This window comes from Methylobacter sp. S3L5C (genome assembly GCF_022788635.1).
In the GTDB taxonomy this organism is placed as follows: Bacteria; Pseudomonadota; Gammaproteobacteria; order Methylococcales; family Methylomonadaceae; genus Methylobacter_C.
Window position 1 is genome coordinate 631,730 of record NZ_CP076024.1, and the last position, 26,587, is coordinate 658,316.

Here is a 26,587-nt window from a genome sequence, read left to right on the forward strand (position 1 = left end):
TTTTATGAAGATTTTCTAATGATTGCTTCCGCTATATTAGCGGGAGTTTCATTGTATTTTTCAAACTGCATACTGTATGTAGCTCGCCCCTGTGTTGCTGAACGCAAATCAGTTGCATAACCAAACATTTCCGACAACGGCACTTCGCAGCTAACTGCCTTACCTGATTGTGTATCTTCCATACACTGAATTATGCCACGCCGCCTATTGATATCACCAACAACTTCACCCATATATTCTTCAGGTGTAGCTATTTCAACTCGCATTATAGGCTCCAACAAAACAGGATTTGCTTTTTTTGCACCCTCTCTGAAACACATAGAGCCGGCAATTTTAAAAGCCATTTCATTCGAATCTACATCATGATAAGAACCATCAAATATAGAAACTTTTACATCTAATATAGGATACCCTGCAACAACGCCACATTTTAACTGCTCTTGCACACCTTTATCAACAGCTGGTATGTATTCTTTCGGCACAACCCCACCAACAATTTCATTGACAAACTCATAACCGGCACCAGCTTCTTGTGGCTCAATTCGTAACCAGACGTGTCCATACTGACCCCGACCTCCGGATTGCCTTACGAATTTATATTCATGCTCTACTGACTTACGAATTGTTTCCCTATAAGCAACCTGCGGGGCACCGACATTTGCCTCAACATTAAACTCCCTTTTCATTCTATCAACAATAATCTCCAAATGAAGCTCACCCATGCCGGAAATTATAATCTGACCTGACTCTTCATCTGTATGCACACGAAACGATGGATCCTCCTGGACTAGTTTACTCAAAGCTAGGCCCATTTTATCTTGATCCGCTTTAGTCTTCGGCTCAACCGCTACAGAGATCACAGGATCAGGAAACTGCATACGTTCGAGAACAATAACCGAGTTTAGATCACACAAGGTATCACCAGTAGTAACATCTTTAAGACCTATTGCCGCCGCAATATCTCCAGCACAAACAACTTTAACTTCTTCACGACTATTAGCATGCATTTGCACTATTCGTCCAATCCGTTCTTTTTTCATTTTAACCGAGTTATAAATACTATCTCCGGAATTCAAAACTCCAGAGTAAACCCTAAAAAAAGTTAACGTCCCAACAAAGGGATCAGTTGCAATTTTAAATGCTAAAGCAGAGAATGGCTCTTTATCGGAAGCAGGTCGCCAAACTTCAGTAACCTCATCTTCAAGCAAACCTTTTATAGCCTCAACATCCGTAGGAGCAGGCAGATATTCAATTACTGCATCCAACATCGCTTGGACGCCTTTATTTTTAAAAGCAGATCCACAAAATGCCGGAACAATTTGATTAGCCAATGTCCGAATACGAATGCCTTTTCTTATTTCTTCATTAGTTAGATACCCATCAAGCAGGTATTTTTCCATCAACTCTTCATTAGCTTCAGCTGCCGATTCCATCATATGCTCTCTCCATTCTTCACAGAGATCTAGCATATGGACCGGAATTTCTTTTTCTTCAAAAGTCATTCCTAAATTGGCATCATTCCAATACAACGCTTTCATTTTGATAAGATCGACAACACCAGAAAAATTATCTTCTGCGCCAATGGGCAATTGCATAGGAACTGCATTACTACCCAATCGAGCTTTTATTTGCGCAATGACTCGCAAAAAATCAGCTCCTGAACGATCCATCTTGTTAACAAAAACCAAGCGTGGAACACTATACTTATCTGCCTGATGCCAAACAGTTTCTGACTGTGGCTCAACACCGCCAACAGCGCAAAACAACGCACAAGCACCATCCAGAACACGCAGTGAGCGCTCAACTTCAATAGTAAAGTCGACATGCCCAGGCGTATCGATAATATTTATTCGATGCTGTGGATATTGCTTTTCCATCCCACTCCAAAAACAAGTTGTTGCAGCAGAAGTTATCGTAATGCCGCGCTCTTGCTCTTGGGCCATCCAATCCATCGTTGCAGCACCATCATGCACCTCTCCAATTTTATGAGAGACACCTGTATAGTACAAAATCCGCTCTGTAGTTGTCGTCTTGCCCGCATCAATATGAGCCATGATGCCAATGTTACGATAGCGATTTATTGGAGTTTTACGCACCTTTACTATGCAGCTTTCAAATTATCTCGTTGATTACCAACGATAATGCGAGAAAGCTTTATTAGCTTCAGCCATTCTATGAGTATCTTCTCTTTTCTTTGCTGCTGACCCTCTGCTTTCAAAAGCATCCATCAATTCACCAGCTAACTTAGATGACATATTTCTTTCATTTCTCTTACGCGAAGCGTCAATCAACCATCTCATGGCCAGGGCCATACGGCGAGAAGGACGGACCTCAACTGGAACTTGGTATGTAGCACCACCAACACGACGAGACTTAACCTCAACTCTTGGCTGAACATTTTCCAAAGCTTTTGACAATATTTCTAATGGCTCGCTATGGCCCTTGCTTTCAATCACATCCAATGCACCATAAACGATGCCTTCAGCAATTGATTTTTTGCCGCTTTCCATTATCATATTCATAAACTTGGTCAGCATAATACTACCAAATCTTGGATCAGGAATAATTTCTCTTTTTGTAGCAACTCTTCTTCTTGACATTTTTCACCAACTCACTTTAGCTTTTAGGCCGTTTTGTTCCATATTTGGAGCGACCGCACTTTCTGTTATTCACACCTGAAGCATCTAAACTACCACGAACTACGTGATATCTTACACCAGGTAAGTCCTTTACCCGCCCACCCCTAATCAAAACAACAGAATGCTCCTGAAGATTATGACCCTCACCACCAATGTAACTACTCACTTCAGCGCCGTTAGTCAACCTTACCCTTGCCACCTTCCGCAACGCCGAGTTTGGTTTTTTAGGTGTCGTGGTATAAACACGTGTACATACACCCCTACGCTGAGGACAAGCCTCTAACGCTGGCACATTGCTTTTCTCTATTTTTCTAGCGCGTGGCTTTCGAACTAATTGGTTGATCGTGGCCATATCTTTGCTTACTCCGATATACAATTTAACTGTCAGTTGATAAATTAACCATTAATCAGAAAATTCCAATGGTTAATTTGCTTTTCGACCTGACCTAAGCACGTTGGCTTATGTGAGCAGAACATAATACTTGTTATTACTCGTCAGGTCAAGTTCATTTCTTTAAAATTATTTACATTATATTTAAACGTTCAATGCTTGTTTAAGAGCCTCTTCTACATCTCCAGCATCAACAGCAACAGACGCATCACTTTCTACCACCTGATTCTGAGAAAACCTGTTTTTTCTGTTTTCATGATAAGCCAGACCCGTGCCAGCAGGAATTAATCGACCGACAATAACGTTTTCTTTTAACCCCTGAAGACCATCACTCAACCCACGCACAGCCGCGTCAGTCAGCACTCTTGTTGTTTCTTGAAAAGAAGCTGCCGATATAAATGATTCAGTTGCCAGCGAAGCTTTAGTAATACCTAACAGTATAGATTCATAACTGGCAGGAATCTTGCCTTCACTTTCCATTTTGTCATTCTCGACTCTCATCGCCGCGCGCTCAACTTGCTCACCCTTCAAAAAGCCGGTATCACCAGATGCTGTGATCTCAACCTTTCTAAGCATTTGACGTATGATTGCTTCAATATGCTTATCATTAATCTTTACACCCTGTAAGCGATAAACGTCTTGGATTTCCTTAACCAGATAGTTAGCTAATTCTTCAATACCTCTCAACCTGAGAATGTCATGAGGTGTTAATTCACCTTCCGCAATAGTCTCGCCTTTTTCTACATACTCACCTTCAAATACAGTGATATGACGCCATTTTGGTATCAATGTCTCAATAAGGTCGCCAACTGTATCAGTAATAATGACACGCTGCTTGCCTTTGGTTTCTTTACCAAATGAGATAGTACCACTGGTTTCAGCAAGAATTGCCGGATCCTTAGTTTTACGGGCCTCGAATAAATCGGCAACACGCGGCAGACCACCAGTTATATCTCTGGTTTTACTTGATTCTTGGGGAATCCTTGCCAATACATCACCAACCTTAACTTCACCACCATCTTTTATACCGGCAATAGCACCTGCAGGTAAGAAATACTGCGCAGGAATTTCAGTACCTGGCAAATAGATTGTTTTGCCTTCACTATCCGATAACTTCACCATTGGACGTAATTCTTTACCTGCAGAACCACGTTGCTTTGGATCGGTTACGACCAACGAACTCAAGCCGGTAACTTCGTCAGATTGTTTCTGTACAGTCACGCCATCAATAAAATCCTTGAGCTCAACAATACCCTCAACTTCGGTAATAACAGGATGGGTAAATGGATCCCAAGTGACAATAATATCTCCTGCGTTAATCTTTGAACCTTCTTGAACCGAAAGCACAGCTCCATAAGGAATTTTATAGCGCTCTCTTTCGCGACCATAATCATCTACCACACCTACTTCACCTGATCTTGATACTGCAACAAGCTTACCTTCGCGGTTAATTACTGACTTTAGATTGTTAAGACGCACTATGCCGGCAGACTTTACCTGTACGCTACTAATGGCAACCGACCTTGATGCTGCACCACCAATATGGAAGGTACGCATAGTTAGCTGAGTTCCTGGCTCGCCGATCGATTGCGCAGCTATGACACCCACTGCCTCACCAATATTCACCAAATGCCCACGACCTAAATCACGCCCATAACAAGCAGCACAAACTCCATGTCTATTTTCACATGTAATAATCGAACGAACCAATACCTGATCAATACTTTGCTCTTCAAGAATCGCAACCCAATGCTCATCCAATAAAGTCTTGGCGGGTACTATTATGTTTTCCCCAGACGCATCCATTATGTCATCAACAGCAACCCGACCCAGTACGCGCTCGGACAATGGCTCGACTACATCGCCACCCTCAATAATGGGTGTCATAATTAAGCCATTGGAAGTACCACAATCATTGCCGGTAATAACCAAATCCTGCGCAACATCTACCAATCGTCGTGTCAAATACCCAGAGTTAGCCGTTTTCAAAGCAGTATCAGCAAGACCTTTACGCGCTCCGTGAGTAGAAATAAAGTATTGCAGTACGTCAAGACCTTCTCTAAAGTTAGCAGTAATTGGCGTTTCAATAATAGAACCATCAGGTTTTGCCATCAAACCCCGCATACCTGCTAACTGACGAATCTGAGCAGCAGAACCCCGCGCACCAGATTCAGCCATCATAAAGATTGAATTAAACGACTTTTGTTTTACTGTATTGCCTTCAGCATCAACAACAGACTCTTCACCTAACCCGTCCATCATTACTTTGGCAACTTGATCATTAGCATGCGACCAAATATCAACAACTTTATTATATCGCTCACCATCAGTAACCAAACCAGAGGCATACTGACTTTGAATTTCATTAACCTCCTTATCAGCCGCTTTAATAATATCAACCTTTTTAGCAGGTATCGCCATGTCTTCTATACCAAACGATACCCCGGAAATGGTTGCATACCTGAAGCCCAAATACATCAATTGGTCAGCCAACACGACAGTGTCTTTGTTGCCCAAGTAACGGTAACTGTAATTTATTAACCGTGATATGTTCTTTTTGGTCATATCACAATTAACTAAATCATAAGGCATACGATCAGGAACTACCTCCCAAATTAACGCACGACCAACAGTAGTATGTATCCTGTGAGTCTTATCTTCAGTCTCACCTTGCTCATTGATCACTTTTTCAGTAATGCGCAATTGTATTTTTGATTGCAATTCTACTGATTTAGCTAATAAAGCTTTATGAATTTCACCAACACTGACAAATATACTACCATCACCTTTAGCGTTTATTTTTTCACGACTAATGTAATAAAGCCCCAAAACCACGTCTTGAGACGGGTTAATAACAGGCTCACCATTAGCCGGTGATAAAATATTATTAGTTGCCATCATCAATGTTCTGGCTTCTATCTGCGCCTCTATAGACAATGGAATATGAACAGCCATCTGATCGCCGTCAAAATCTGCGTTAAAGGCACTACACACTAATGGATGCAGCTGAATTGCCTTACCTTCAATTAAGGTAGGCTCAAATGCCTGAATACCCAATCGATGTAACGTTGGCGCACGATTTAATAAAATCGGATGCTCACGAATAACCTCTTCCAGTATATCCCATACTTCGGCACCCTCTCGTTCGACCATTTTCTTTGCAGCTTTAATGGTTGTAGCAAGACCACGGAATTGTAATTTACTAAAAATAAACGGCTTAAACAGCTCTAATGCCATTTTTTTAGGCAGTCCACATTGGTGCAACCTTAACGTAGGGCCTACAACAATAACCGAACGACCTGAATAATCGACACGCTTACCTAACAAGTTTTGCCTAAAGCGTCCTTGCTTACCCTTAATCATATCAGCCAATGATTTCAGTGGACGCCTGTTGGTTCCAGTAATAGCTCTGCCCCGACGGCCATTATCCAACAACGCATCTACAGACTCCTGCAACATACGCTTTTCATTACGAACGATAATATCTGGAGCATTTAAGTCCAACAAACGATTCAAACGATTGTTTCTGTTAATAACACGACGATATAAATCATTCAAATCAGAAGTAGCAAAACGACCACCATCTAATGGCACCAACGGTCGTAACTCAGGAGGCAACACCGGAAGTACTTTTAAAATCATCCACTCTGGACGATTTTTTGAACTCAATAACGCATCCATAACTTTAAGACGCTTTGAGTATTTTTTAATTTTGGTTTCTGAATTTGTTGAATTTATTTCTTCACGAAGCGTATTAACCTGATCTTTTAAGTCAATAGCTTTCAGTAAATCATAAATGGCTTCTGCGCCCATTTTGGCAACAAAATCATCGCCATGTAAATCTACAGCATCAAGATACTCATCATCAGTTAATAACTGCCCCTTTTCTAAAGGGGTCATACCTGAATCTAGAATAACGAATGATTCGAAATATAAAACCCGCTCAATTTCGCGTAGCGTCATGTCTAATAGCAACGCAATTCTTGAGGGCAAGGATTTTAAAAACCAAATATGCGCAACAGGACTGGCTAAATCAATATGCCCCATTCTTTCGCGGCGAACTTTTGATAGCGTGACTTCTACGCCACATTTTTCACAAATAACACCACGATGCTTCAGACGCTTATATTTACCACACAGGCATTCATAATCACTGACTGGACCAAAAATTTTAGCGCAAAATAGGCCATCACGTTCAGGCTTAAAAGTACGATAATTAATTGTTTCAGGTTTTTTTACCTCACCATAAGACCAGGAACGGATCATGTCTGGTGATGCCAAGCCAATACTGATTCCATCGAAATCATCAGCACGACCTTGACGCTTTAAGAAATTCATTAAATCTTTCAAGAGCTTGTCCTCTTTAAATAGTTTCTGGCGTAGTCCAGAACAGGCTTAGGCGCGACATGTGCGCCCCTACAGTACAAATTTCGGTATTGCCCAGATTAAATGACCGAATTAAAGGTGCACTTAATTAAGGTATAAGGAATTTAGGTCATTTTTAAATAAATAATTTATTTTATTAAAAAACTAAATCCCTTATAAACTAAGGTAGAGATGCTGCTTCGCAGCATTTGCACCTTAGTCAGGATATTATCCTACTCTCGGTGTAACTCTATGTTTACTGCCAATGAACGAATTTCTTTAATCAAAACATTAAAAGATTCCGGCATACCAGCTTCCATTTTATGATCACCGTCCACGATGTTTTTATACATACGCGTTCTACCTGTTACATCATCTGATTTAACAGTCAGCATTTCCTGCAAAGTATAAGCTGCACCATAAGCTTCTAAAGCCCAAACTTCCATTTCTCCAAAACGCTGACCACCGAATTGTGCTTTTCCGCCTAGTGGTTGCTGGGTAACAAGACTATAAGGACCTGTTGATCTCGCATGCATTTTATCATCAACTAAATGGTTCAACTTCAGCATGTACATGTAACCAACGGTAACTTCTCGCTCAAACGGCTCACCGGTCAAACCGTCATAAAGCGTTACTTGTCCATGCTCAGGCAAATCTGCCAACTTCAACATGGCGCGAATTTCATCTTCACTTGCACCATCAAATACCGGTGTCGCCATTGGGACTCCACCAACCAAGTTCCCAGCCATTTCCAAAATTTCTTTATCGGAAAATGAGGCCAAATTTTCTTGGCGACCACTACTATTATAGATTTTATTGAGATACTCCCTGATAGCAGTTACTTTTTCTTTCTCTGCCTCATATTTAGCTTCAAGCATTTTACCGATCTTGATTCCCAAACCTTTTGCGGCCCAGCCTAAATGTGTTTCAAGCACCTGACCCACATTCATCCGTGAAGGCACTCCCAAAGGATTTAAAACAATATCAACAGGATTACCATCAGCCGTATAAGGCATATCTTCAATAGGTCTAATCATGGAAATAACACCTTTATTTCCATGACGACCAGCCATCTTATCGCCTGGCTGAATGCGTCGCTTAACAGCCAGATATACTTTTACCATCTTAAGCACACCTGGTGCCAAGTCATCGCCCATTGTAATCTTTTTACGCTTGACTTCGAATTTCTCATCAAAATCTTTTCTTTGTTGCTCAACTTGAGCAACAACAGTTTCCAACTGAAGATTAATATCTTCATCTTTCATTTTGATTTTTAACCACTCAGAATGCCTTAAGCTGCCCAGATAAGCTTGCGTCACTATGGAACCAGCCTTATGACCACCAGGTCCTGCTTGGGCGACTTTATCTATCAGCATCCTGGCAACACGAGCGAAAATATCTTCTTCCAGGATTTTAAGCTGATCATCCAGATCTTTTCTGTAGCGCTTAATTTCTTCCTGCTCAATATCAAGAGCGCGCTTGTCTTTCTTTACACCATCACGAGTAAATACCTGAACATCAATAACCGTACCCTCAATACTACCAGGTACACGTAATGACGTATCTTTTACATCGGCAGCTTTTTCACCAAAAATTGCACGTAATAGTTTTTCTTCGGGGGTTAATTGAGTTTCACCTTTTGGCGTGACCTTACCCACCAAGATATCACCACCTTTAACTTCGGCTCCTACATATACAATTCCTGAAGCGTCAAGTTTGGACAAGGCTTCTTCGCTGACATTAGGAATATCAGCCGTAATTTCTTCCGGACTATGCTTGGTATCTCTGGCAACGCACGTTTTTTCTTCGATATGGATCGTAGTGAAACGGTCTTCTTTAACAACACGCTCTGATACTAAAATAGAATCTTCAAAGTTATAACCATTCCAGGGCATAAATGCGACTAACATATTCTGCCCCAAGGCTAACTCGCCCATATCGGTAGAAGGCCCATCAGCCATAATATCGCCAGCATTAACTATGTCGCCGGGCTTTACTAAAGGCTTTTGATTAATACAAGTATTTTGATTTGAGCGCGTGTATTTAGTCAGGTTATAAATATCAACACCAGGAGCACCTGTTTCGGTTTCTGTATCATTGACGCGAACAACGATTCTTGCTGCATCCACCGCTTCAATACTACCGCCGCGTGCAGCAACTACTGTTACCCCTGAATCTTTAGCAACAATTCTTTCCATGCCCGTACCCACTAATGGCTTTTCAGCTCTTAATGTAGGAACAGCTTGACGTTGCATGTTTGAACCCATCAATGCACGGTTAGCATCATCATGCTCAAGAAACGGAATAATAGACGCCGCAACCGAAACAATCTGCTTTGAAGATACGTCCATGTACTGCACAGTATCTGACATCGCCAAAGCAAATTCATCCTTATGACGGCAGGACACCAAACCTTCTACCAATTTACCTTTTTTATCAACAGCAACACTGGCCTGAGCAATAACAAACTCACCCTCTTCAATAGCAGAAAGGTAGTCAACTTCATCAGTAACCACACCATTAATTACTTTTCTATAAGGTGTTTCCAAGAAGCCGTAACCATTGGTACGAGCATACACTGATAATGAATTAATTAAACCAATGTTTGGCCCTTCAGGCGTCTCAATTGGACAGACTCGACCATAATGAGTGGCATGTACGTCACGGACTTCAAAACCAGCGCGTTCTCTTGCCAATCCTCCAGGCCCCAAAGCGGATACACGACGCTTATGAGTCACTTGCGACAATGGATTATTTTGATCCATAAATTGCGACAACTGACTTGAGCCGAAAAATTCTTTAACGGCAGCAGAAACCGGCTTTGCATTAATGATCTCTTGTGGCATCAAGCCTTCAGAATCGGCCAATGTCAAGCGTTCCTTAACTGCGCGCTCAACCCGAACCAAACCAACACGAAATTGATTTTCGATCATCTCACCAACAGAACGCACCCGTCTATTACCTAAATGATCAATGTCGTCAACAGTACCGTTGCCATTACGAATAGCGATTAATTCTTTAAGGGCATCAATAATATCTTCTTTAGTTAATGTACCTGGACCTGTCGTTTCTTCACGCCCTAAACGACGGTTAAATTTCATTCTACCAACAGTAGATAAATCATATCGTTCGTCTGTAAAAAACAAATTCTGAAACAAATTTTCAGCAGATTCTTTAGTTGGCGGCTCGCCAGGACGCATCATACGATAGATTTCAACTAATGCCTCTAAAGCATTTGAGGTTGTATCTATTCTCATCGCATTGCTGATGTATGGCCCATTGTCCAAGTCGTTAACAAACAGGGTATTAATTTCAGTAATACCACTTTCTAAACAACGCTCAATCAAGGGTGATGTCAGCACATCATTAACACTGGCAATTAACTCACCCGTCGATTGGTCAACAAGATTATGGCCGAGAATTTTGCCTACCAGATACTCTCTGGGAACGTCGACTTCAGTCAAACCTGCTTTGCTCATCTCACGAATATGCTTGGCAGTGATTCTACGCCCTTCTTCTACTAATATCTGGTCATTATACTTAATATCAAATGCTGCAATTTCACCGCGCATTCTTTCAGGTACAATATTAAAAAGACACTTTTGCGCAGTTAAGGTAAATTTGTTAGTTTCGAAGAAAATCTTAATCATTTCCTCGTTATCGTAACCTAAACCTCTTAGTAAAATAGTTGCTGGTATTTTTCTGCGGCGATCAATCCGCACATAAACGCAGTCTTTATGGTCAAATTCAAAATCAAGCCAAGAGCCTCGATACGGAATTACCCTGGCATTGAATAATAACTTTCCTGACGAATGAGTTTTACCTTTATCATGATCAAAGAATACACCTGGCGAACGATGTAACTGGGATACAATAACACGCTCAGTGCCGTTGATAACAAAGGTACCATTATCAGTCATTAAGGGCAATTCACCCATATAGACTTCTTGCTCGCGTATATCTTTAACAACCTTGGCATTAGCAGAGGCTTCTTTATCATAGATAACCAGGCGCACTAATACCCTTAGAGGAGCGGCATAAGTCGCCCCTCTTTGTTGACACTCTCTTACGTCAAAAGTGGGCTCACCCAACCTATACCTGACATATTCCAGCACGGCATAGCCAGAATGACTATCAATAGGGAAAACACTGGAGAATGCAGCATGCAATCCAGTGTCCAGACGCTTTTCAGGCGTAACGCCAGATTGCAAAAAGCCGGCATATGAATTAATCTGAGTTGCCAAGAGATAGGGAACCTCAAGTACCTCAGTACTTTTCCCAAAGTTATTTCGAATACGCTTTTTTTCGGTAAAAGAGTAGGACATATCGCTTCCAAACCTTTTCGTCATGAATTATTTCTACTGTGTATTTGTTACAAGCAGTAAAAGGCCGGTGACATAGTGCCACCAGCCATACTTAAGTAGAGACACTATAAATATGTCTCTTCAGTCTCGTCAAAATTTATTATTTAATTTCGACAGTAGCGCCAGCATCAGTCAGCTGCTTTTTAATATCTTCGGCTTCAGCTTTAGGGATGCCTTCTTTTAGAACTGTAGGAACGCCTTCAACTGCATCTTTGGCTTCTTTTAAGCCTAAACCAGTAATACTGCGCACTGTTTTAATAACAGCAACCTTATTTGCACCAAAAGATGTCAAAATAACATCAAATTCTGTTTGCTCTTCAACTACTGCGGCAGCCGCACTAGGAGCAGCAGCTACTGCAGCAGCTGCAGATACGCCGAATTTTTCTTCCATTGCTGAAATTAAATCAACAATTTCCATAACAGTCATGCTTGATACTGCTTCTAAGATATCGGCTTGTGAAATCGCCATTGTGTATTCCTCTAAAATAATTTGGTTTTAAACTGGATATATAATATTTATGCTGCTTCTTGCATTTGTTCTTTAACAGCTGCCAAGGTACGCACAAATTTCTCTATAGGTGCTTTCATTACAGACATCAACATACTGATACCTTGATCGCGTGTAGGCAGACTTGCCAATCGGGCAAGTTCAGACCCATCAAATGCCTGACCACCAATAGCAACAATCTTGGTAATTAATTTGTCATGTGTTTTGGCAAAATTACTGATCAAACGTCCGGCAGAACCAGGATCTTCCATAGAAAATGCAATTAATAATGGCCCTGTTAGCCCATCTTGCATACATTCAAATTCCGTTCCCGCAACAGCGCGTTTTGCCAATGTATTTTTGACTACACGTAGATAAACGCCAGTCTCCCTAGCAGTTTTACGTAGCTCAGTTAATTCCGTGACAGTTAGTCCACGGTACTCTGCCACAACAGCAGAATGTGCTTTTGCAGCGAATTGAGCTACTTCTTCTACGACAGCCTTTTTGCCGTCTAAATTTAGTGCCACAGCTTAGCTCCGGTATTTTCTGGTTATTTCCAGAATTAATAATACACATCTTTTCAGATGCCCCTTACGGCTTTTCCCCCTTTTCAGGTTCAATTCCCGTCTACGCAGGAAAATTAAGTTATACAACCCCTGCGGTCTTTGACGGTTACCGTGTTACACGGCAACCGAAAGTCTTTTATAACTTTTAGCTTGCAATACTACTTGCGTCCAACCACAGACCTGGGCCCATTGTTGAAGACAAGGTTATCTTTTTAATATAAATACCTTTAGCAGCGGTCGGCTTGGCTTTTCTTAAATCTGACAGCAAGGCCTCCAGATTTCCTTGAATATCTGCCACATCAAAAGTTACCTTGCCTAATGTGCAGTGAATAATACCCGCTTTATCAGTTCGGTACCGAACTTGTCCGGATTTAGCATTTTTCACAGCTGTCGCAACATCAGCAGTTACTGTACCTACCTTAGGATTTGGCATCAAACCTCTAGGACCTAAAATTTGTCCTAATTGCCCAACGACTCTCATGGCATCCGGGGACGCAATAACCACATCAAAATCCATTTGGCCCTTTTTAACCAGTTCAGCAAGATCTTCCATACCAACAATATCGGCACCTGCTGCTATTGCTGCATCTGCATTTGGACCTTGAGTAAATACTGCCACGCGAACTGTTTTTCCCGTACCATTTGGAAGTACAGTCGCTCCACGTACATTCTGATCAGATTTACGTGGATCAACACCTAAATTAACACTAACATCAATGGCTTCATTAAACTTTGCGGTACCTAGCTCTTTCAATATTTGCACTGCTTCAATGACTGAATATTGTTTAGCTCTATCGACCTTACTTTTAATTAGCTTTGCTTTTTTTGATAACCTGGCCATTACAAACCCTCCACAGTGAGGCCCATGCTACGCGCACTGCCTGCAATTGTTTTTATCGCTGCTTCAAGATTTGCGGCATTCAAATCTTCCATTTTTGTTTTAGCTATTTCTTCCAATTGCGCCACAGTCACTGTGCCGACTTTTTTGGTATTGGGATTACTACTACCACTTTTTATGCCTACCGCTTTCTTCAGCAAAATTGAAGCTGGTGGAGTTTTTGTAATAAAAGTAAAGCTACGATCACTATAAACTGTAATGACGACAGGAAGTGGCAAACCTTTTTCTACATCTTGTGTTTTGGCATTAAATGCTTTACAAAACTCCATGATATTCACACCACGCTGCCCTAAGGCAGGCCCTACTGGTGGACTTGGATTTGCTTCACCTGCTTTTACTTGCAGTTTTATATATGCTGTTATTTTTTTTGCCATTTCTTACTCCAATATGGGTACGAACGCTTTTCAGCTCCCCCTAGACACAAAAATCTCTGCCTTACTCAGACAAAGATTCGGTAAAACAAACGCAATGCTTACGTTTTGGTATCAGCCTTTTTCAACCTGCCCAAAACCCAACTCAACCGATGTTGACCTGCCAAAAATAAGCACTGAAATTTTTAACTTATTTTTTTCGTAATTAACTTCTTCAACAACACCATTAAAATCCTTAAATGGACCATCAATTACCCTAATTACTTCTCCAGCCTCAAATAACGTTTTAGGGCGAGGTTTATTAACACCTTCTTCTACTCTATTAAGTATGGATAATGCTTCTTTTTCTGAGATAGGTGCAGGACGATCTGAAGTTCCACCAATAAAACCTAATACTCTGGGAACATCTTTAACCAAATGCCATGTCTCATCAGTCAATTCCATCTGAACAAGAACATAACCAGGAAAGAATTTTCTTTCACTTTTACGTTGCTGCCCCATTCGCATCTCAACAATTTCTTCAGTAGGAACGAGAATTTTTCCGAAACAGTGTTCTAGACCCTCCCTTTTAATCCTGTCTTCCAATGCTTGCTTAACTTTATTTTCAAAGTTTGAGTAGGCGTGAACAACATACCAACGTAGCGCCATTACTTTACCCCTGACCAGTCAAATAACGAACACCCCAGAAGAGGAACATATCCAACAACCAGAGAATCAACCCTACAATAAACACCATAGCGAATACCAGCAAGGTAGTCCGAATAGTTTCTTCTCGAGTCGGCCACACAACCTTCCTGACTTCCTGCCGCGACTCTAAAGCGAAACCCCAAACATTACGACCCAAAACAGTAGTCAGTAGCATACTTAATGCAACCAGCATGACACCAACCAAGCCCAAGACTCGATATAATAAACGGACCTCTTTAAAAGAAGAATGATCTGCCGAGAAATAGTAGAATGCTGCTATACCAGCGACTACCAGGACAACAGAAAAAACCTGCTTGACAATATCAGCAACTGATGATGCTGGCTCTGCTTGAGTATTCATGTGTTATTTATTATTATAAGAAAATCGATTTGTTTAATCTGACTGGCAGGCCAGGAGGGGCTCGAACCCCCAACCAGCGGTTTTGGAGACCGCCATTCTACCAATTGAACTACTGACCTATTCAGACAAACTTTACAGAACTTGCTATATTATACTAATTTAAAGCACTATTCAAGTATAGATGCAACAACGCCCGCACCTACTGTACGACCACCCTCACGAATTGCGAAACGCAAGCCGTCTTCCATAGCGATCGGTGAAATCAATTTAACTTTTACAGATATATTGTCACCAGGCATTACCATTTCAATGCCTTCTGGCAGATCAACCGCACCGGTTACGTCAGTAGTTCTGAAGTAAAACTGTGGGCGATAACCATTAAAGAATGGCGTGTGACGACCGCCCTCATCTTTTGACAATATATATATTTCTGCGTTAAAAAACGCGTGTGGCTTAATCGTGCCTTTGTGCGCCAAAACTTGACCACGCTCTACGTCGTCTCTTTTCGTGCCTCGCAATAACAAACCGACGTTATCACCAGCTTCACCTTGATCGAGCAATTTACGGAACATTTCAACGCCAGTGACAGTTGTCGTTACTGTTGGTCGAATGCCAACGATTTCAACTTCTTGACCAACCTTGATAATGCCACGCTCTATACGACCGGTTACTACCGTACCACGACCTGAAATTGAGAAAACATCTTCAATAGGCATCAAGAACGCACCATCGATTGCTCTTTCCGGCAAAGGAATGTACGTATCCAGAGCCTCTACCAACTTAATTACCGAAGGCATGCCGATTTCACTTTCATCGCCTTGCAATGCAAGTAGCGCCGAACCTCTGATGATAGGAGTATCATCGCCTGGAAATTCGTACATATCCAGCAACTCTCTCAATTCCATTTCAACCAATTCGATCAACTCTTCATCGTCAACCATATCAGCTTTATTAAGGAACACGACAACATAAGGAACACCGACCTGTCTTGATAACAGGATATGCTCTCTGGTTTGTGGCATAGGACCGTCAGCAGCTGAACAAACTAAAATAGCGCCATCCATTTGCGCAGCACCAGTGATCATGTTTTTTACATAATCAGCATGACCTGGACAGTCAACGTGAGCATAATGACGAACTGCAGATTCATACTCTACATGTGACGTAGCAATGGTGATACCGCGAGCACGTTCTTCAGGCGCATTATCAATCTGGTCAAATGCTTTAACTGCACCACCGTGCAATTTAGCCATTACAGTTGTTAAAGCAGCAGTTAGTGTTGTTTTGCCATGGTCAACGTGACCGATTGTGCCTACGTTTACGTGAGGCTTACTACGTGAAAATTTTTCTTTGGCCATAACTCACACCTAATAACAATCGCAATACAATATGGAGCTCATAACCGGAATCGGACCGGTGACCTCTTCCTTACCAAGGAAGTGCTCTACCAACTGAGCTATATGAGCTTAATCTCAGAAAATTGGAGCGGGTGATGGGAATCGAACCCACGTGATCAGCTTGGAAGGCTGGAGTTCTACCATTGAACTACACCCGCAGATTTTTTTAAATTCAAGTGATGGTGGAGGGGGGAGGATTCGAACCTCCGAAGGCAGAGCCGGCAGATTTACAGTCTGATCCCTTTGGCCGCTCGGGAACCCCTCCTATATCGGGTAAGAGGCCTATTATCTTTTACAAGACACCGCCTGTCAATCATTTATTTATTTTTTATTAAAAGATTCAAACTATTATTCCTGCACTTTCCAGCTCAAAACACTATAACGCAAAAGAACCAAAAAGCCCCGCTATGCTACACAACTCTATTAAGTAAGGAAAATACTGATAATATTACTTAATTTTTCGAATAATACCGAACAGACCACTCATTAACGACCCTTCAAGATACTTACATCGCCTGCGTTATTAGTAATATTTGAAGCAAGCACAACAACCCCCTCTGCCTTTCCAATTAATCGACTACCCATAGCCACACCTGGCTTCTCAATATATTTATGCAAAAATAACGATACAAATGCACTCGATAAAACAACACAAAACACATACAGAATACTTGCAAAATCTGATTTTGGAACAAAAGCCATAAACCCAAGCCTTGAAAAAACTGTCAATATTGCAAAGTGTACCAGGTACATACTAAAGCTTATTTTTCCAAACATAGTAGTTATCCGATTTACAAAAAATCGCACTGGCCACCGCCCTAAAATTAATGCAAAAACGGAGAATAACATACCAGCAATGATATGATGCGGTAAAAATCTAAAAATCTTCGGCAAAAACTTAAAAACAGGATTAACAAATAACCCTAGAAGAACAATAAAGAACAACCCACCGACAATAGCCATATATTTTGCCGAATAATTTCTTAAAAAAATTAAATAACAAAAAATACCTATAAAAAATACCGGCAATTGCCCAAAAAAATTAAAAAATACAAATTTCTGCACAAGAGCGTGCTGACTTTCCGGGTAAAAAAATAAATCAGCCAAAATAAATTTATTTAAACCGTATAAAACTACACTACCAATAAAAAAGATCACACATAATTTTATTGTTTTGACATAAAGCATCAAAAAAGGAAGCAGGAGATAAAACATCATTTCTACAGCAATCGACCAACCTCCATGCACAATACCATTAATAGTTTCCGGATGAAATCCATGTAGAAAAAGTACTGTTACCGGAATAAACCACCATTTGATACCATTCGGCGCTTCGCTGGTAGGTGAAAAACCATTAACACAGATGTAAAGTACTATGGCAAAATAAAACATTGGGGCAATTCGAAAAAAACGTCTGATAAAAAAATTGCGAATTGGGGATACTTCATGCGGTCGTCTGGCAACCCAAGACAAACAAAGCGTTAATGCACTCGCTATATAAAAAAGCTGAACACCTCTCGCACCTTCAGTCGCAAACCACTGTAGCATCGCACTACTTGGCACAACAACTACTGCTGAATGTGTGAAGATTACACCAAGAACTGCAAGACCTCTAAGCGCATCAATAAACTCGTACTTTATCATGCCTGACTTATTCATTGCTTCTACCTCTAAAATGCTTATCCAATTAGATTGTATAGACTTTATGACTTAATATTTTAACTAAAATACAAAACCTTTAATGTGACTATATAAATTAAATTGATATGCCAGTAACTGCTTAAAAGCCTTTGAAACAATTCTGACTCATAGAACCAAATGCATTTGATTTTGCTAAAAGACTTTTAGCCAGATAATTACCATACAGGAATAGCTCACATAAACCAACAAACCGAACTATAACCCGGTGTTTAATTTATTCATCACAGCAGCCATATCACCATTAACCATTAGACCGATAAATCCTCTACTCAAATCGAAAGCGTCAAGGAGCATCTCCCATTCCGACTTCGATGGCGAAGACAATACAAAATCAGCAACGACTTTTCCGGCAGCAGGACGACCAATACCAATTCTTAAGCGGTAAAATTCTTTAGAGCCCAAATGAGCGATAATATCTCTTAAGCCATTATGCCCGGCATGACCACCATCTTTTTTTAACCTTACCACGCCAGGATTAAAATCCAACTCATCATGGACAACAAGAATCTCTTCAGGATGCAATTTGTAATATCGGGCAATTTTTCCTACTGACTGACCACTTTTGTTCATAAAAGTGTCTGGCTTTAACAACATAACACTGCCAGCAGCAATACTACCTTGAGCAAATAAACCTTGAAATCTGGACTGATTAGACCAGACACAACCCATCTCTCTAGCCAGGGCATCTAAAAACAAAAACCCGGCATTATGCCGGGTTTTTTCATACTGCTGGCCCGGGTTACCCAGACCAACGATAAGCTTAATCATAACAACTGCTTTATTCAGCAACCTCAGCAGCATCATCTTTACTGGCTTTTGAAGCCATCATAGATGCAACAGGCAAATCATGCTCAGGACCCTGAGCCAATATTACAATTTCAATACCTGCCGGCAATACAACATTTGAAAGATGAATGGTATCACCAATATCCATACCAGCCAGATCAACCTCAATATATTCAGGCAATGCTGCTGGCAAACATGAAACCTCTACATCAGCCATTGAATGGGTTGCAATGCCGCCTTTTTTTCCACCAATAGAAGTCGCTTCATTGATAAAATGCAATGGCACATGAACCTTAACTGACTCAGACATATTAACGCGAAAGAAGTCCAAATGTAAAATTTGTACTCTTGCAGGATGCCTTTGAACACCTTTCAGGATCGCTTTCTCTGTTTTTCCATCAACAGTAATGTCCAGCACATGAGAGTAAACCGCTTCGTGATCAAGATGTTTGATAACCTCATTATGATTCAGCACCAGCATTTGAGGGCCGTTCGGGCCGCCATATATAACCGCAGGCACATTACCTTGACGACGCGAGCGTCTTGCTGCGCTCTTACCTGATTGCCCACGGCTTTCAGCAACAAATTCAAATACGTTTGACATTTTTCCTCACTATTTTTCTGAAGTCCGCGCCCCAAGAGCACATACATTAAATTTTTATCAATTTACAGGGTTAATTTGCATTATTAGTCTACGTAAAGTGAACTTACCGACTCACCTACTGCAATACGCCTGATAGTCTCAGCCAGCATTTCTGCAACACTAAGCTGCCTTATTTTTCCTGAATCAACAGCATCTCGATTCAAAGGTATAGTATCGGTAACAACCAACTCATCCAACTCGGAGCTGTTTAAGTTTTTCATGGCAGCACCTGACAATACTGCATGTGTACAATAGGCAACCACTTTTATTGCACCGTGCTTCTTTAATGCGGCAGCGGCGTGACACAAAGTTCCGGCCGTATCGACCAAATCATCAATTAATACGCAGGTACGACCATCAACATCACCGATAATGTGCATTATCTCTGAGACGTTAGCTTTAGGCCGACGCTTGTCTATAATCGCAAGATCAGCATCGTCAAGACGCTTGGCAAGGGCACGAGCCCGAACAACGCCACCAACATCCGGCGAAACAACAATTAAATCTTTATATTGTTGACGCCATACATCACCTAAAAGAATAGGCGACGAATAAACGTTATCAACCGGTATATCAAAAAAGCCCTGAATCTGATCAGCATGCAAATCAACCGTCAGTACCCGACTGGCTCCTGCTTGCTCTATCATTCTGGCAACAAGCTTGGCACTTATTGGCACCCGCGCTGAACGCGAGCGCCTATCTTGCCGGGCATAACCATAATATGGCAATACCGCTGTAATACGTGATGCAGATGCACGCTTCAGCGCATCAATCATCACCAACAACTCCATCAGGTTTTCATTTGTAGGGGAGCAAGTAGGCTGAATAACGAATACATCCTTACCCCGGACATTTTCTTCAATTTCTACTGCAATTTCACCGTCACTAAATCTACCAACAGTCGCCATTCCCAGGCGCATATTAAGCTTCTTAACTATACCGTCAGACAAAGCTAGGTTAGCATTTCCAGAAAACACCATCATAGAGGTGTCGTTCATTCAAGCACTCCCACACGAATTTAACTTAATGGATATAAAAATGGCTGGGTCGCAAGGATTCGAACCTTGGTATGCGGAGATCAAAACCCCGTGCCTTACCGCTTGGCGACGACCCAATAATTATGATATATATTTACCAGCCTTTAACTTTGAAAACAACGGCGACTCATTTAAACTTTTAGCCAGATAAACCTGCCACTTATTTTTTTTAAGTGACGCATAGGCGTTAACTGCTGCGTCCTCTGAATCAAACTGCGCAAAAACACATGCCCCTGTCCCGGTTAGTCTCGCCTCTGAAAACTCAGACAAAGCAACCAAAGCATTTTTAACAGACGGGTACTGCTGACAAACCACTCCAACACAATCGTTTTGTTGCTTGCCTGCTATAAAGTCGGCTATTCTGATCGATTTACTATTCCTTGTCAAATCTTTAGATGAAAATACTTCTCTTGTATCAACATGGCAATCAGGCTTAATAACGACAACCCATTGCTCGTTAAGACTTATTTTCTCTAATTTCTCACCAACACCTTCTGCCCAAGCGGAATAGCCATAGACAAATACAGGCACATCTGCACCTAAAGCTAAACCAAGCCCCATCAATCTTTCCGTTGATAACTGTAGGCTCCAAAATTTATTTAATATCACTAAAGTCGTTGCCGCGTCAGAACTGCCGCCACCTAAACCTCCCCCCATAGGCAGATTTTTTTCTACCTCAATGCACACGCCTAAAGCACACCCTGTTTCAGCTCTTAAAAGATTGGCTGCCTTAATGATCAGATCATCAGATTCCGGCACACCTGGAATAGTTTTTTGCAAACTCACTCTTCCATCATTAACGGGATGAAAAGTAATCCAGTCGCATAAATCTATAAATTGAAATACCGTTTGCAGCAAGTGATACCCATCAGGCCTTTGACCGACAATCCGTAACATTAAATTTAATTTTGCTGGTGCCGGCCATTTTTCTAGCCCTACAAGATGATTATATTGCTTTTGCGACATTTAAAACCCATTGATCTATAACTAGCTTTAGTTTGACCTGCTCATTAGTGACAGTAATTTTACAAGGCATAGACTGATTATCAACTGCCTGCATTTGCTTATATTCAATAAGCCATCCAGCCTGCCTAAAACCAGTAGCCGTTTGTACAAATGCACTACTTGGCTCTGGCAAACCTATTACCCAATAGCGCAGGGAATTTACCGGAACAAACATCCCCAACTGTTGATTAATAAATGCTTCCGGCCGAGTTGATGACTGCGCCTTCCCATCGCCACGATCTATAGTTACTAAATCGCCAGTAAATTTAATAACTGTCGCTCCCTGCCCTAAAGGCCCGGATAGCTTTATTTCCTCATCATCAGGGCGATGCGACCAATTGATGTTCGCCTGCCAATTATCATTCTTTCCGGTTAACGCCAATCGGCCTTCAAACGACCAACGCTCCAACTTGTAAAGGTGCTCTCTTACCAGCTTTGAATAATTAACTTCTGTCGCTACCGGCACCGAAGTACAAGCTGATAGCATCAACACAACAAACAAAAAACCTAACCACTTTATTTCAAAAACCGACATCAGCCTATCGCTTACCATTCAATATTCTCTGTTGAAAATCCAGCAAATATTCATCATCTGGCGCGTCTTTGATAGCTTTATTAAATAATTTTTTAGCCTCGTCTTTTCTGTCTAAAGCCCATAAAACTTCTGCAAGATGCGCGGTTATTTCATGCTCTTGTTGCTTATCATAAGCTTGCTGCAAATAGCCCAAGGCTTTTTCATTATTCCCAAGCTTAAATTGTAACCAACCATAACTGTCAATAACTACCGCCTCATTGGGCGCAAGCTTAAGCGCATGCTGAAGATATTTTTCTGCTTCACCATAACGGCTGGACTTGCTCAGTAAAGTATATCCGAGAGCATTTAAAGCTTCGACATTATCAGGATCCGTTGCCAATATTTTTTTCAGGTCTGCTTCAACTACATCTGGCTTGTTAACCCGCTCGGCCATCAATGCCCGGGTATATAACAACTCTTTTTGATCAGGAAACTCGGCCAGCGCCTTAGTCAATAAATTAAAGGCTTTTTCATATTGTTTTTGTTGATTGAATAGCTCCGCCTGCACTAGCAGTAAACGTAATTTTTGTTTTGGAAACTTGGCCTGCAAAAGCGTTAAACGCAAGCTGGCTTCATTTAATTGCTTATCTTTCTCAAGCAGAGCAATCGCTGAAATGGACGCATCAAAAACAAACGGACCATCCGCTACCTTATCGAACCAAACCAGCGCCTTTTTCATATGACCGTGCTTTTCTTCAATTTTCCCTAAATAAAACATGGACTGATACTGCCATTCAGGCAGCTCTAACAATTTTTTAAAAATATCTTCAGCCTGATCATCTTGGTTAAGCTGCAAATAAATCAATCCCATCGCAAACTGACTCTCCAAATCATTAGGCTCAGTTGATATAATTTTCTTATAAACCTCGATTGCTTCTTCGTAATTCTCGGATTTTATTAAAACCTGCGCCAACGTTTTATTAATTTTGTTGTTGGCTGGATACTTCAGTGAGGCATCTTTTAACAGCGATTTCGCTTTACTTAAGTCGCCTGAAAATACCGCTATTTGTGCCTGAAAAATTAGCGCCTTATCCCAGCCTGGCTGAATTTTCAATGCCTGCTGTATCTTCATTTCAGCCGAATTTATATCTTTCCTCTGCATCGCAAATAAAGATTGCATAAAATAAATAACGGCCTGATCTGGATGCAGTAATGACAATGCGTCCAGCGAATCATAAACAGCATTTATCCTCCCCTCTTTTTGTAATACGCTGGCCAATTCCAGCAATGCATTTTCAAAACCGGCAGGATCAGCAACCAACAAGGCATTTAATTGCTCGGTAGCAACCTTCTTATTACCTGCCCTCAGTGCCAGCAGGGCTGCAATCTTTCTTGCTGCCTGACTTTGTGGATCCTGATGCAACCATAAAGCCACAGCCTCATTAGTCTTATTACTATTTTTCATATACATGGCAATCATTGCCGCCCTTTCAGCAAACTTTGGCTCATGCGTTCGCTTGGCGGCTTCCATATAACCCTCAAGGGCAATATCATATTGTCCTCGTTGCCCGGCAATTTCTGCCGTCAATAACGTAAAAAGTACATCAGGATCAATTGATGTTTTTAGTTCTTTTTGTTGGGTTTTTTCTTTAGCCTGAGCTGTTTTAACAGGCGCGACAGATTTTTCTGCAGCACTCGGCTTTACAGATGAATCGGTACAACTATTAAGAAAAACGAAAGTTATAACTGAAAGCAATCTAAAAATTAACACACACCATCCTATTTATTACTTAATACATGTTTCACAATAGATTATCATAAAAAACCCGTCGATTTAGACAGCTGATTTATTCCCCTTGGATAAAATTATTATATTTCTTAAAATAAGACAACATAATATACTGAGGTTTCTTCAAAAAGCTATAACGATAAGGTTCATAATGTCAGACAAAACACGCAAAAAGTTTTATTTCGAACCCTTACCCTGAGCTTTTTACGTAACATCAATATTACTTAACCATAAACGCCATGACTTTTCTCGCAGTAGGAATTAATTACAATACCGCGCCGGTTTCCGTCCGTGAACGCCTGTCATTCCCTGCAGACATACTTGAATCATCCCTAAAAGAGCTATGGCTACTCAAAGATATTAGCGAAGCCGCCATTCTTTCAACCTGTAATCGTACCGAATTTTACTACACATCAACTACAGCAAACCAACAAAACCTAATTGATTGGGTTGCACAAAGCAAACAAATTGACCCCGCAGATTTTACCCCGTATTTATATACTCATACCGATAGCTCAGTGTACCGTCATATCTTTCGAGTTGCTTGTGGCCTGGACTCAATGATTCTAGGTGAACCGCAGATCTTGGGACAAATGAAAACTGCCTATCAGGCCGCTTATGATGCCGGCACTTTAGGTAAACGTCTGGGTAAACTTTTTCAGCATACCTTTACCGCAGCCAAAAAAGTACGTACCGATACGGCAATTGGCTCAAGTCCTGTATCAATTGCCTTTGCCGCCGTTCAATTGGCCCAACAAATCTTCGACAAGCTCAGTGAACAAACGGCTTTACTCATAGGTGCAGGTGAAACTATAGAACTGGCGGCCCGGCATTTATCTCAGCAAGGCATCGGTCGTATTATTATCGCTAATCGCACCTATGACAAGGCACACGCCATTGCCACACAATTTAACGGCTATGCCATTGCTTTATCGGAGTTACCTATCCACTTGGCTGAAGCAGACATCGTCATTTCTTCAACAGCCAGTCAACTACCAATTTTAGGCAAAGGTCGCGTGGAAAGCGCACTTAAAAAACGCAAACACAAACCCATGTTTATGGTCGATCTGGCCGTACCACGTGATATTGAAGCAGAAGTCGAACAACTTAGAGATGTCTATCTCTACACTGTTGACGACCTGCAAAACACTATAGATCAGAACATGAACTCGCGCAGACTTGCAGCGACCCAAGCTGAAGAAATAATCGACATTCAGGTTGATTATTTTTCAAACTGGTTACGCGCTCAAGGTGCGCAATCAACGATCCAGGATTATCGCCATCAAGCCGAACAATCTCGAGACCATGCACTGCAAAAAGCTCTGATATTATTAAAAAATGGCGCTTCTGCTGAAGAAGCGCTTAACCGACTGGCTCACAACCTTACCAATAAACTCATTCATACGCCAAGCACCCAAATCAGAGCAGCTGCCGAAAACGAACGCCACGACTTGATTACCGCTGCCCGCGAAATTTTTAAATTAACCAAATCTCAATGAAACAATCCATACAACTTAAACTAGAAAACCTGTGCGAACGTTATGACGAGATCGCTGCCTTACTTTCAGAGCCTGAAGTACAAAGCAATCAAAACAGATTTCGCACGCTTAGCCAGGAATATGCCCAAATTGCTCCACTGGTTGATTGCTACAAAAGATACGAACAAGCCTTAAATATGCTAGCGTCAGCGAAAGAAATGGCTAATGACACAGACCCTGAACTCAGGGAAATGGCCAAAGAAGAAGTCAATGAGGCAGAAGACCTGATAAAGTCACTGGATCATGAATTACAAGTCTTGCTATTGCCCAAAGACCCTAACGATAATCGCAACATCTTTCTGGAAGTACGCGCCGGCACAGGCGGCGATGAAGCTGCTATTTTTTCAGGCGACCTTTCCCGCATGTACCAACGCTATGCTGAAAGAAAAGGCTGGCAAACAGAAATTATCAGCGAAAATCAAGGTGACCACGGCGGCTACAAGGAAGTTATTTTGCGTATTACCGGCCGGGACGTCTATTCCCAATTAAAATTTGAATCCGGCGCCCATCGCGTACAGCGAGTACCTGAAACAGAATCGCAAGGCCGCATACACACATCAGCCTGCACTGTTGCGATTATGCCTGAAGTTGAAGAAGTTGATGCCATTGACATTAATCCATCCGACCTTAAAGTTGATACCTACCGGGCATCAGGAGCCGGTGGACAGCATATCAACAAAACAGAGTCTGCCATACGTATTACCCATATGCCCACAGGAACAGTCGTTGAATGCCAGGACGAGCGCTCACAACACAAAAATCGGGCCAGAGCCATGTCTTTACTGGCATCGCGCTTGCTATCAGCAGAACAAGAAAAACAACATGCCGAACAATCCTTAACCCGCAAACTGCAAGTCGGCAGCGGTGACCGCTCTGAGCGTATCCGTACCTACAATTACCCTCAAGGACGTTTAACAGATCACCGCATCAATTTAACGCTGTATAAACTGGATGACATCATGCAGGGTGGGCTTGAACAAGTTATTCAACCCTTGATTCGAGAGCACCAAGCCGAGCTTTTAACTCAACTCGGCGAAGATTAAATTGA

Annotated in this window: 21 protein-coding genes and 5 tRNA genes; 2 read left to right on the forward strand and 24 right to left on the reverse strand. The window is 41.5% G+C overall.

The window, feature by feature from the left end:
- Positions 1-2 precede the first annotated feature (2 nt).
- The 24 genes from fusA to KKZ03_RS03230 form a co-directional block, all read right to left on the reverse strand.
- A complete protein-coding gene (gene fusA, locus KKZ03_RS03115; RefSeq protein WP_243219964.1) occupies positions 3-2,054 on the reverse strand; it encodes an elongation factor G in 2,052 nt (683 codons plus the stop codon).
- Between the two features lie 75 nt (positions 2,055-2,129).
- Positions 2,130-2,600 (reverse strand): 30S ribosomal protein S7, encoded by a 471-nt coding sequence (gene rpsG, locus KKZ03_RS03120; protein ID WP_243219972.1) that lies wholly within the window; start codon positions 2,598-2,600, stop codon positions 2,130-2,132.
- A gap of 16 nt (positions 2,601-2,616) precedes the next feature.
- Positions 2,617-2,991 (reverse strand): 30S ribosomal protein S12, encoded by a 375-nt coding sequence (rpsL, locus tag KKZ03_RS03125; RefSeq protein ID WP_243219977.1) that lies wholly within the window; start codon positions 2,989-2,991, stop codon positions 2,617-2,619.
- Between the two features lie 183 nt (positions 2,992-3,174).
- Positions 3,175-7,380 (reverse strand): DNA-directed RNA polymerase subunit beta', encoded by a 4,206-nt coding sequence (gene rpoC / locus KKZ03_RS03130; RefSeq protein ID WP_305852365.1) that lies wholly within the window; start codon positions 7,378-7,380, stop codon positions 3,175-3,177.
- 248 nt (positions 7,381-7,628) lie between these two features.
- On the reverse strand, positions 7,629-11,720 hold the full coding sequence (gene rpoB, locus KKZ03_RS03135; protein ID WP_243221746.1) for a DNA-directed RNA polymerase subunit beta: 4,092 nt from the start codon (positions 11,718-11,720) through the stop codon (positions 7,629-7,631).
- A 139-nt stretch (positions 11,721-11,859) separates the two neighbouring features.
- Complete coding sequence (gene rplL / locus KKZ03_RS03140) at positions 11,860-12,228, reverse strand: 50S ribosomal protein L7/L12 (protein WP_243219983.1); 369 nt, start codon at positions 12,226-12,228, stop codon at positions 11,860-11,862.
- 47 nt (positions 12,229-12,275) lie between these two features.
- Positions 12,276-12,773 carry a 50S ribosomal protein L10 gene (rplJ, locus tag KKZ03_RS03145; protein ID WP_243219984.1) on the reverse strand — a complete coding sequence of 166 codons (498 nt, stop codon included), beginning with the start codon at positions 12,771-12,773 and terminating at the stop codon, positions 12,276-12,278.
- 184 nt (positions 12,774-12,957) lie between these two features.
- A complete protein-coding gene (gene rplA / locus KKZ03_RS03150; protein ID WP_243219985.1) occupies positions 12,958-13,653 on the reverse strand; it encodes a 50S ribosomal protein L1 in 696 nt (231 codons plus the stop codon).
- Positions 13,653-14,084 (reverse strand): 50S ribosomal protein L11, encoded by a 432-nt coding sequence (gene rplK / locus KKZ03_RS03155; RefSeq protein ID WP_243219989.1) that lies wholly within the window; start codon positions 14,082-14,084, stop codon positions 13,653-13,655. Before rplK ends, rplA begins: the two co-directional genes overlap by 1 nt.
- A gap of 111 nt (positions 14,085-14,195) precedes the next feature.
- Positions 14,196-14,729: a transcription termination/antitermination protein NusG gene (gene nusG, locus KKZ03_RS03160; protein ID WP_243220002.1), complete on the reverse strand. Its 534-nt coding sequence runs from the start codon at positions 14,727-14,729 to the stop codon at positions 14,196-14,198.
- Between the two features lie 4 nt (positions 14,730-14,733).
- A complete protein-coding gene (gene secE / locus KKZ03_RS03165; protein WP_243220004.1) occupies positions 14,734-15,129 on the reverse strand; it encodes a preprotein translocase subunit SecE in 396 nt (131 codons plus the stop codon).
- A 43-nt stretch (positions 15,130-15,172) separates the two neighbouring features.
- Positions 15,173-15,248: transfer RNA gene (locus KKZ03_RS03170), tRNA-Trp, on the reverse strand.
- Positions 15,249-15,296: 48 nt separating this feature from the next.
- Positions 15,297-16,487, reverse strand: a complete 1,191-nt coding sequence (gene tuf, locus KKZ03_RS03175) for an elongation factor Tu (protein WP_243220006.1) — start codon at positions 16,485-16,487, stop codon at positions 15,297-15,299.
- Positions 16,488-16,519: 32 nt separating this feature from the next.
- Positions 16,520-16,595: transfer RNA gene (locus KKZ03_RS03180), tRNA-Thr, on the reverse strand.
- Positions 16,596-16,610: 15 nt separating this feature from the next.
- Positions 16,611-16,684 (reverse strand) — tRNA-Gly (locus tag KKZ03_RS03185).
- Between the two features lie 22 nt (positions 16,685-16,706).
- Positions 16,707-16,791, reverse strand: a tRNA-Tyr gene (locus KKZ03_RS03190).
- Between the two features lie 221 nt (positions 16,792-17,012).
- The gene (locus KKZ03_RS03195) at positions 17,013-18,185 is read right to left on the reverse strand and encodes an acyltransferase (protein WP_243220007.1); all 1,173 of its coding nucleotides are present in this window, start codon (positions 18,183-18,185) and stop codon (positions 17,013-17,015) included.
- 237 nt (positions 18,186-18,422) lie between these two features.
- Entirely contained in the window at positions 18,423-18,995 is a 573-nt protein-coding gene (gene pth / locus KKZ03_RS03200; RefSeq protein ID WP_243220013.1) for an aminoacyl-tRNA hydrolase, read from the reverse strand.
- 10 nt (positions 18,996-19,005) lie between these two features.
- A complete protein-coding gene (locus tag KKZ03_RS03205) occupies positions 19,006-19,617 on the reverse strand; it encodes a 50S ribosomal protein L25/general stress protein Ctc (protein ID WP_243220014.1) in 612 nt (203 codons plus the stop codon).
- 83 nt (positions 19,618-19,700) lie between these two features.
- Positions 19,701-20,639, reverse strand: coding sequence for a ribose-phosphate diphosphokinase (locus KKZ03_RS03210; RefSeq protein ID WP_371744921.1), 939 nt, complete (start codon positions 20,637-20,639; stop codon positions 19,701-19,703).
- Between the two features lie 56 nt (positions 20,640-20,695).
- Positions 20,696-20,770 (reverse strand) — tRNA-Gln (locus KKZ03_RS03215).
- Between the two features lie 4 nt (positions 20,771-20,774).
- Positions 20,775-21,659 carry a 4-(cytidine 5'-diphospho)-2-C-methyl-D-erythritol kinase gene (gene ispE / locus KKZ03_RS03220; protein WP_243220016.1) on the reverse strand — a complete coding sequence of 295 codons (885 nt, stop codon included), beginning with the start codon at positions 21,657-21,659 and terminating at the stop codon, positions 20,775-20,777.
- Positions 21,640-22,233 (reverse strand): lipoprotein insertase outer membrane protein LolB, encoded by a 594-nt coding sequence (gene lolB / locus KKZ03_RS03225; protein ID WP_243220018.1) that lies wholly within the window; start codon positions 22,231-22,233, stop codon positions 21,640-21,642. Before lolB ends, ispE begins: the two co-directional genes overlap by 20 nt.
- 4 nt (positions 22,234-22,237) lie before the next feature.
- Entirely contained in the window at positions 22,238-23,983 is a 1,746-nt protein-coding gene (locus tag KKZ03_RS03230; RefSeq protein WP_243220019.1) for a tetratricopeptide repeat protein, read from the reverse strand.
- A 257-nt stretch (positions 23,984-24,240) separates the two neighbouring features.
- On the opposite strand from KKZ03_RS03230, the gene hemA reads away from it, so the two are divergent.
- Positions 24,241-25,500, forward strand: a complete 1,260-nt coding sequence (hemA, locus tag KKZ03_RS03235) for a glutamyl-tRNA reductase (protein WP_243220020.1) — start codon at positions 24,241-24,243, stop codon at positions 25,498-25,500.
- On the forward strand, positions 25,497-26,582 hold the full coding sequence (gene prfA / locus KKZ03_RS03240; RefSeq protein WP_243220028.1) for a peptide chain release factor 1: 1,086 nt from the start codon (positions 25,497-25,499) through the stop codon (positions 26,580-26,582). The genes hemA and prfA overlap by 4 nt, the downstream gene beginning before the upstream one ends.
- Positions 26,583-26,587 lie beyond the last annotated feature (5 nt).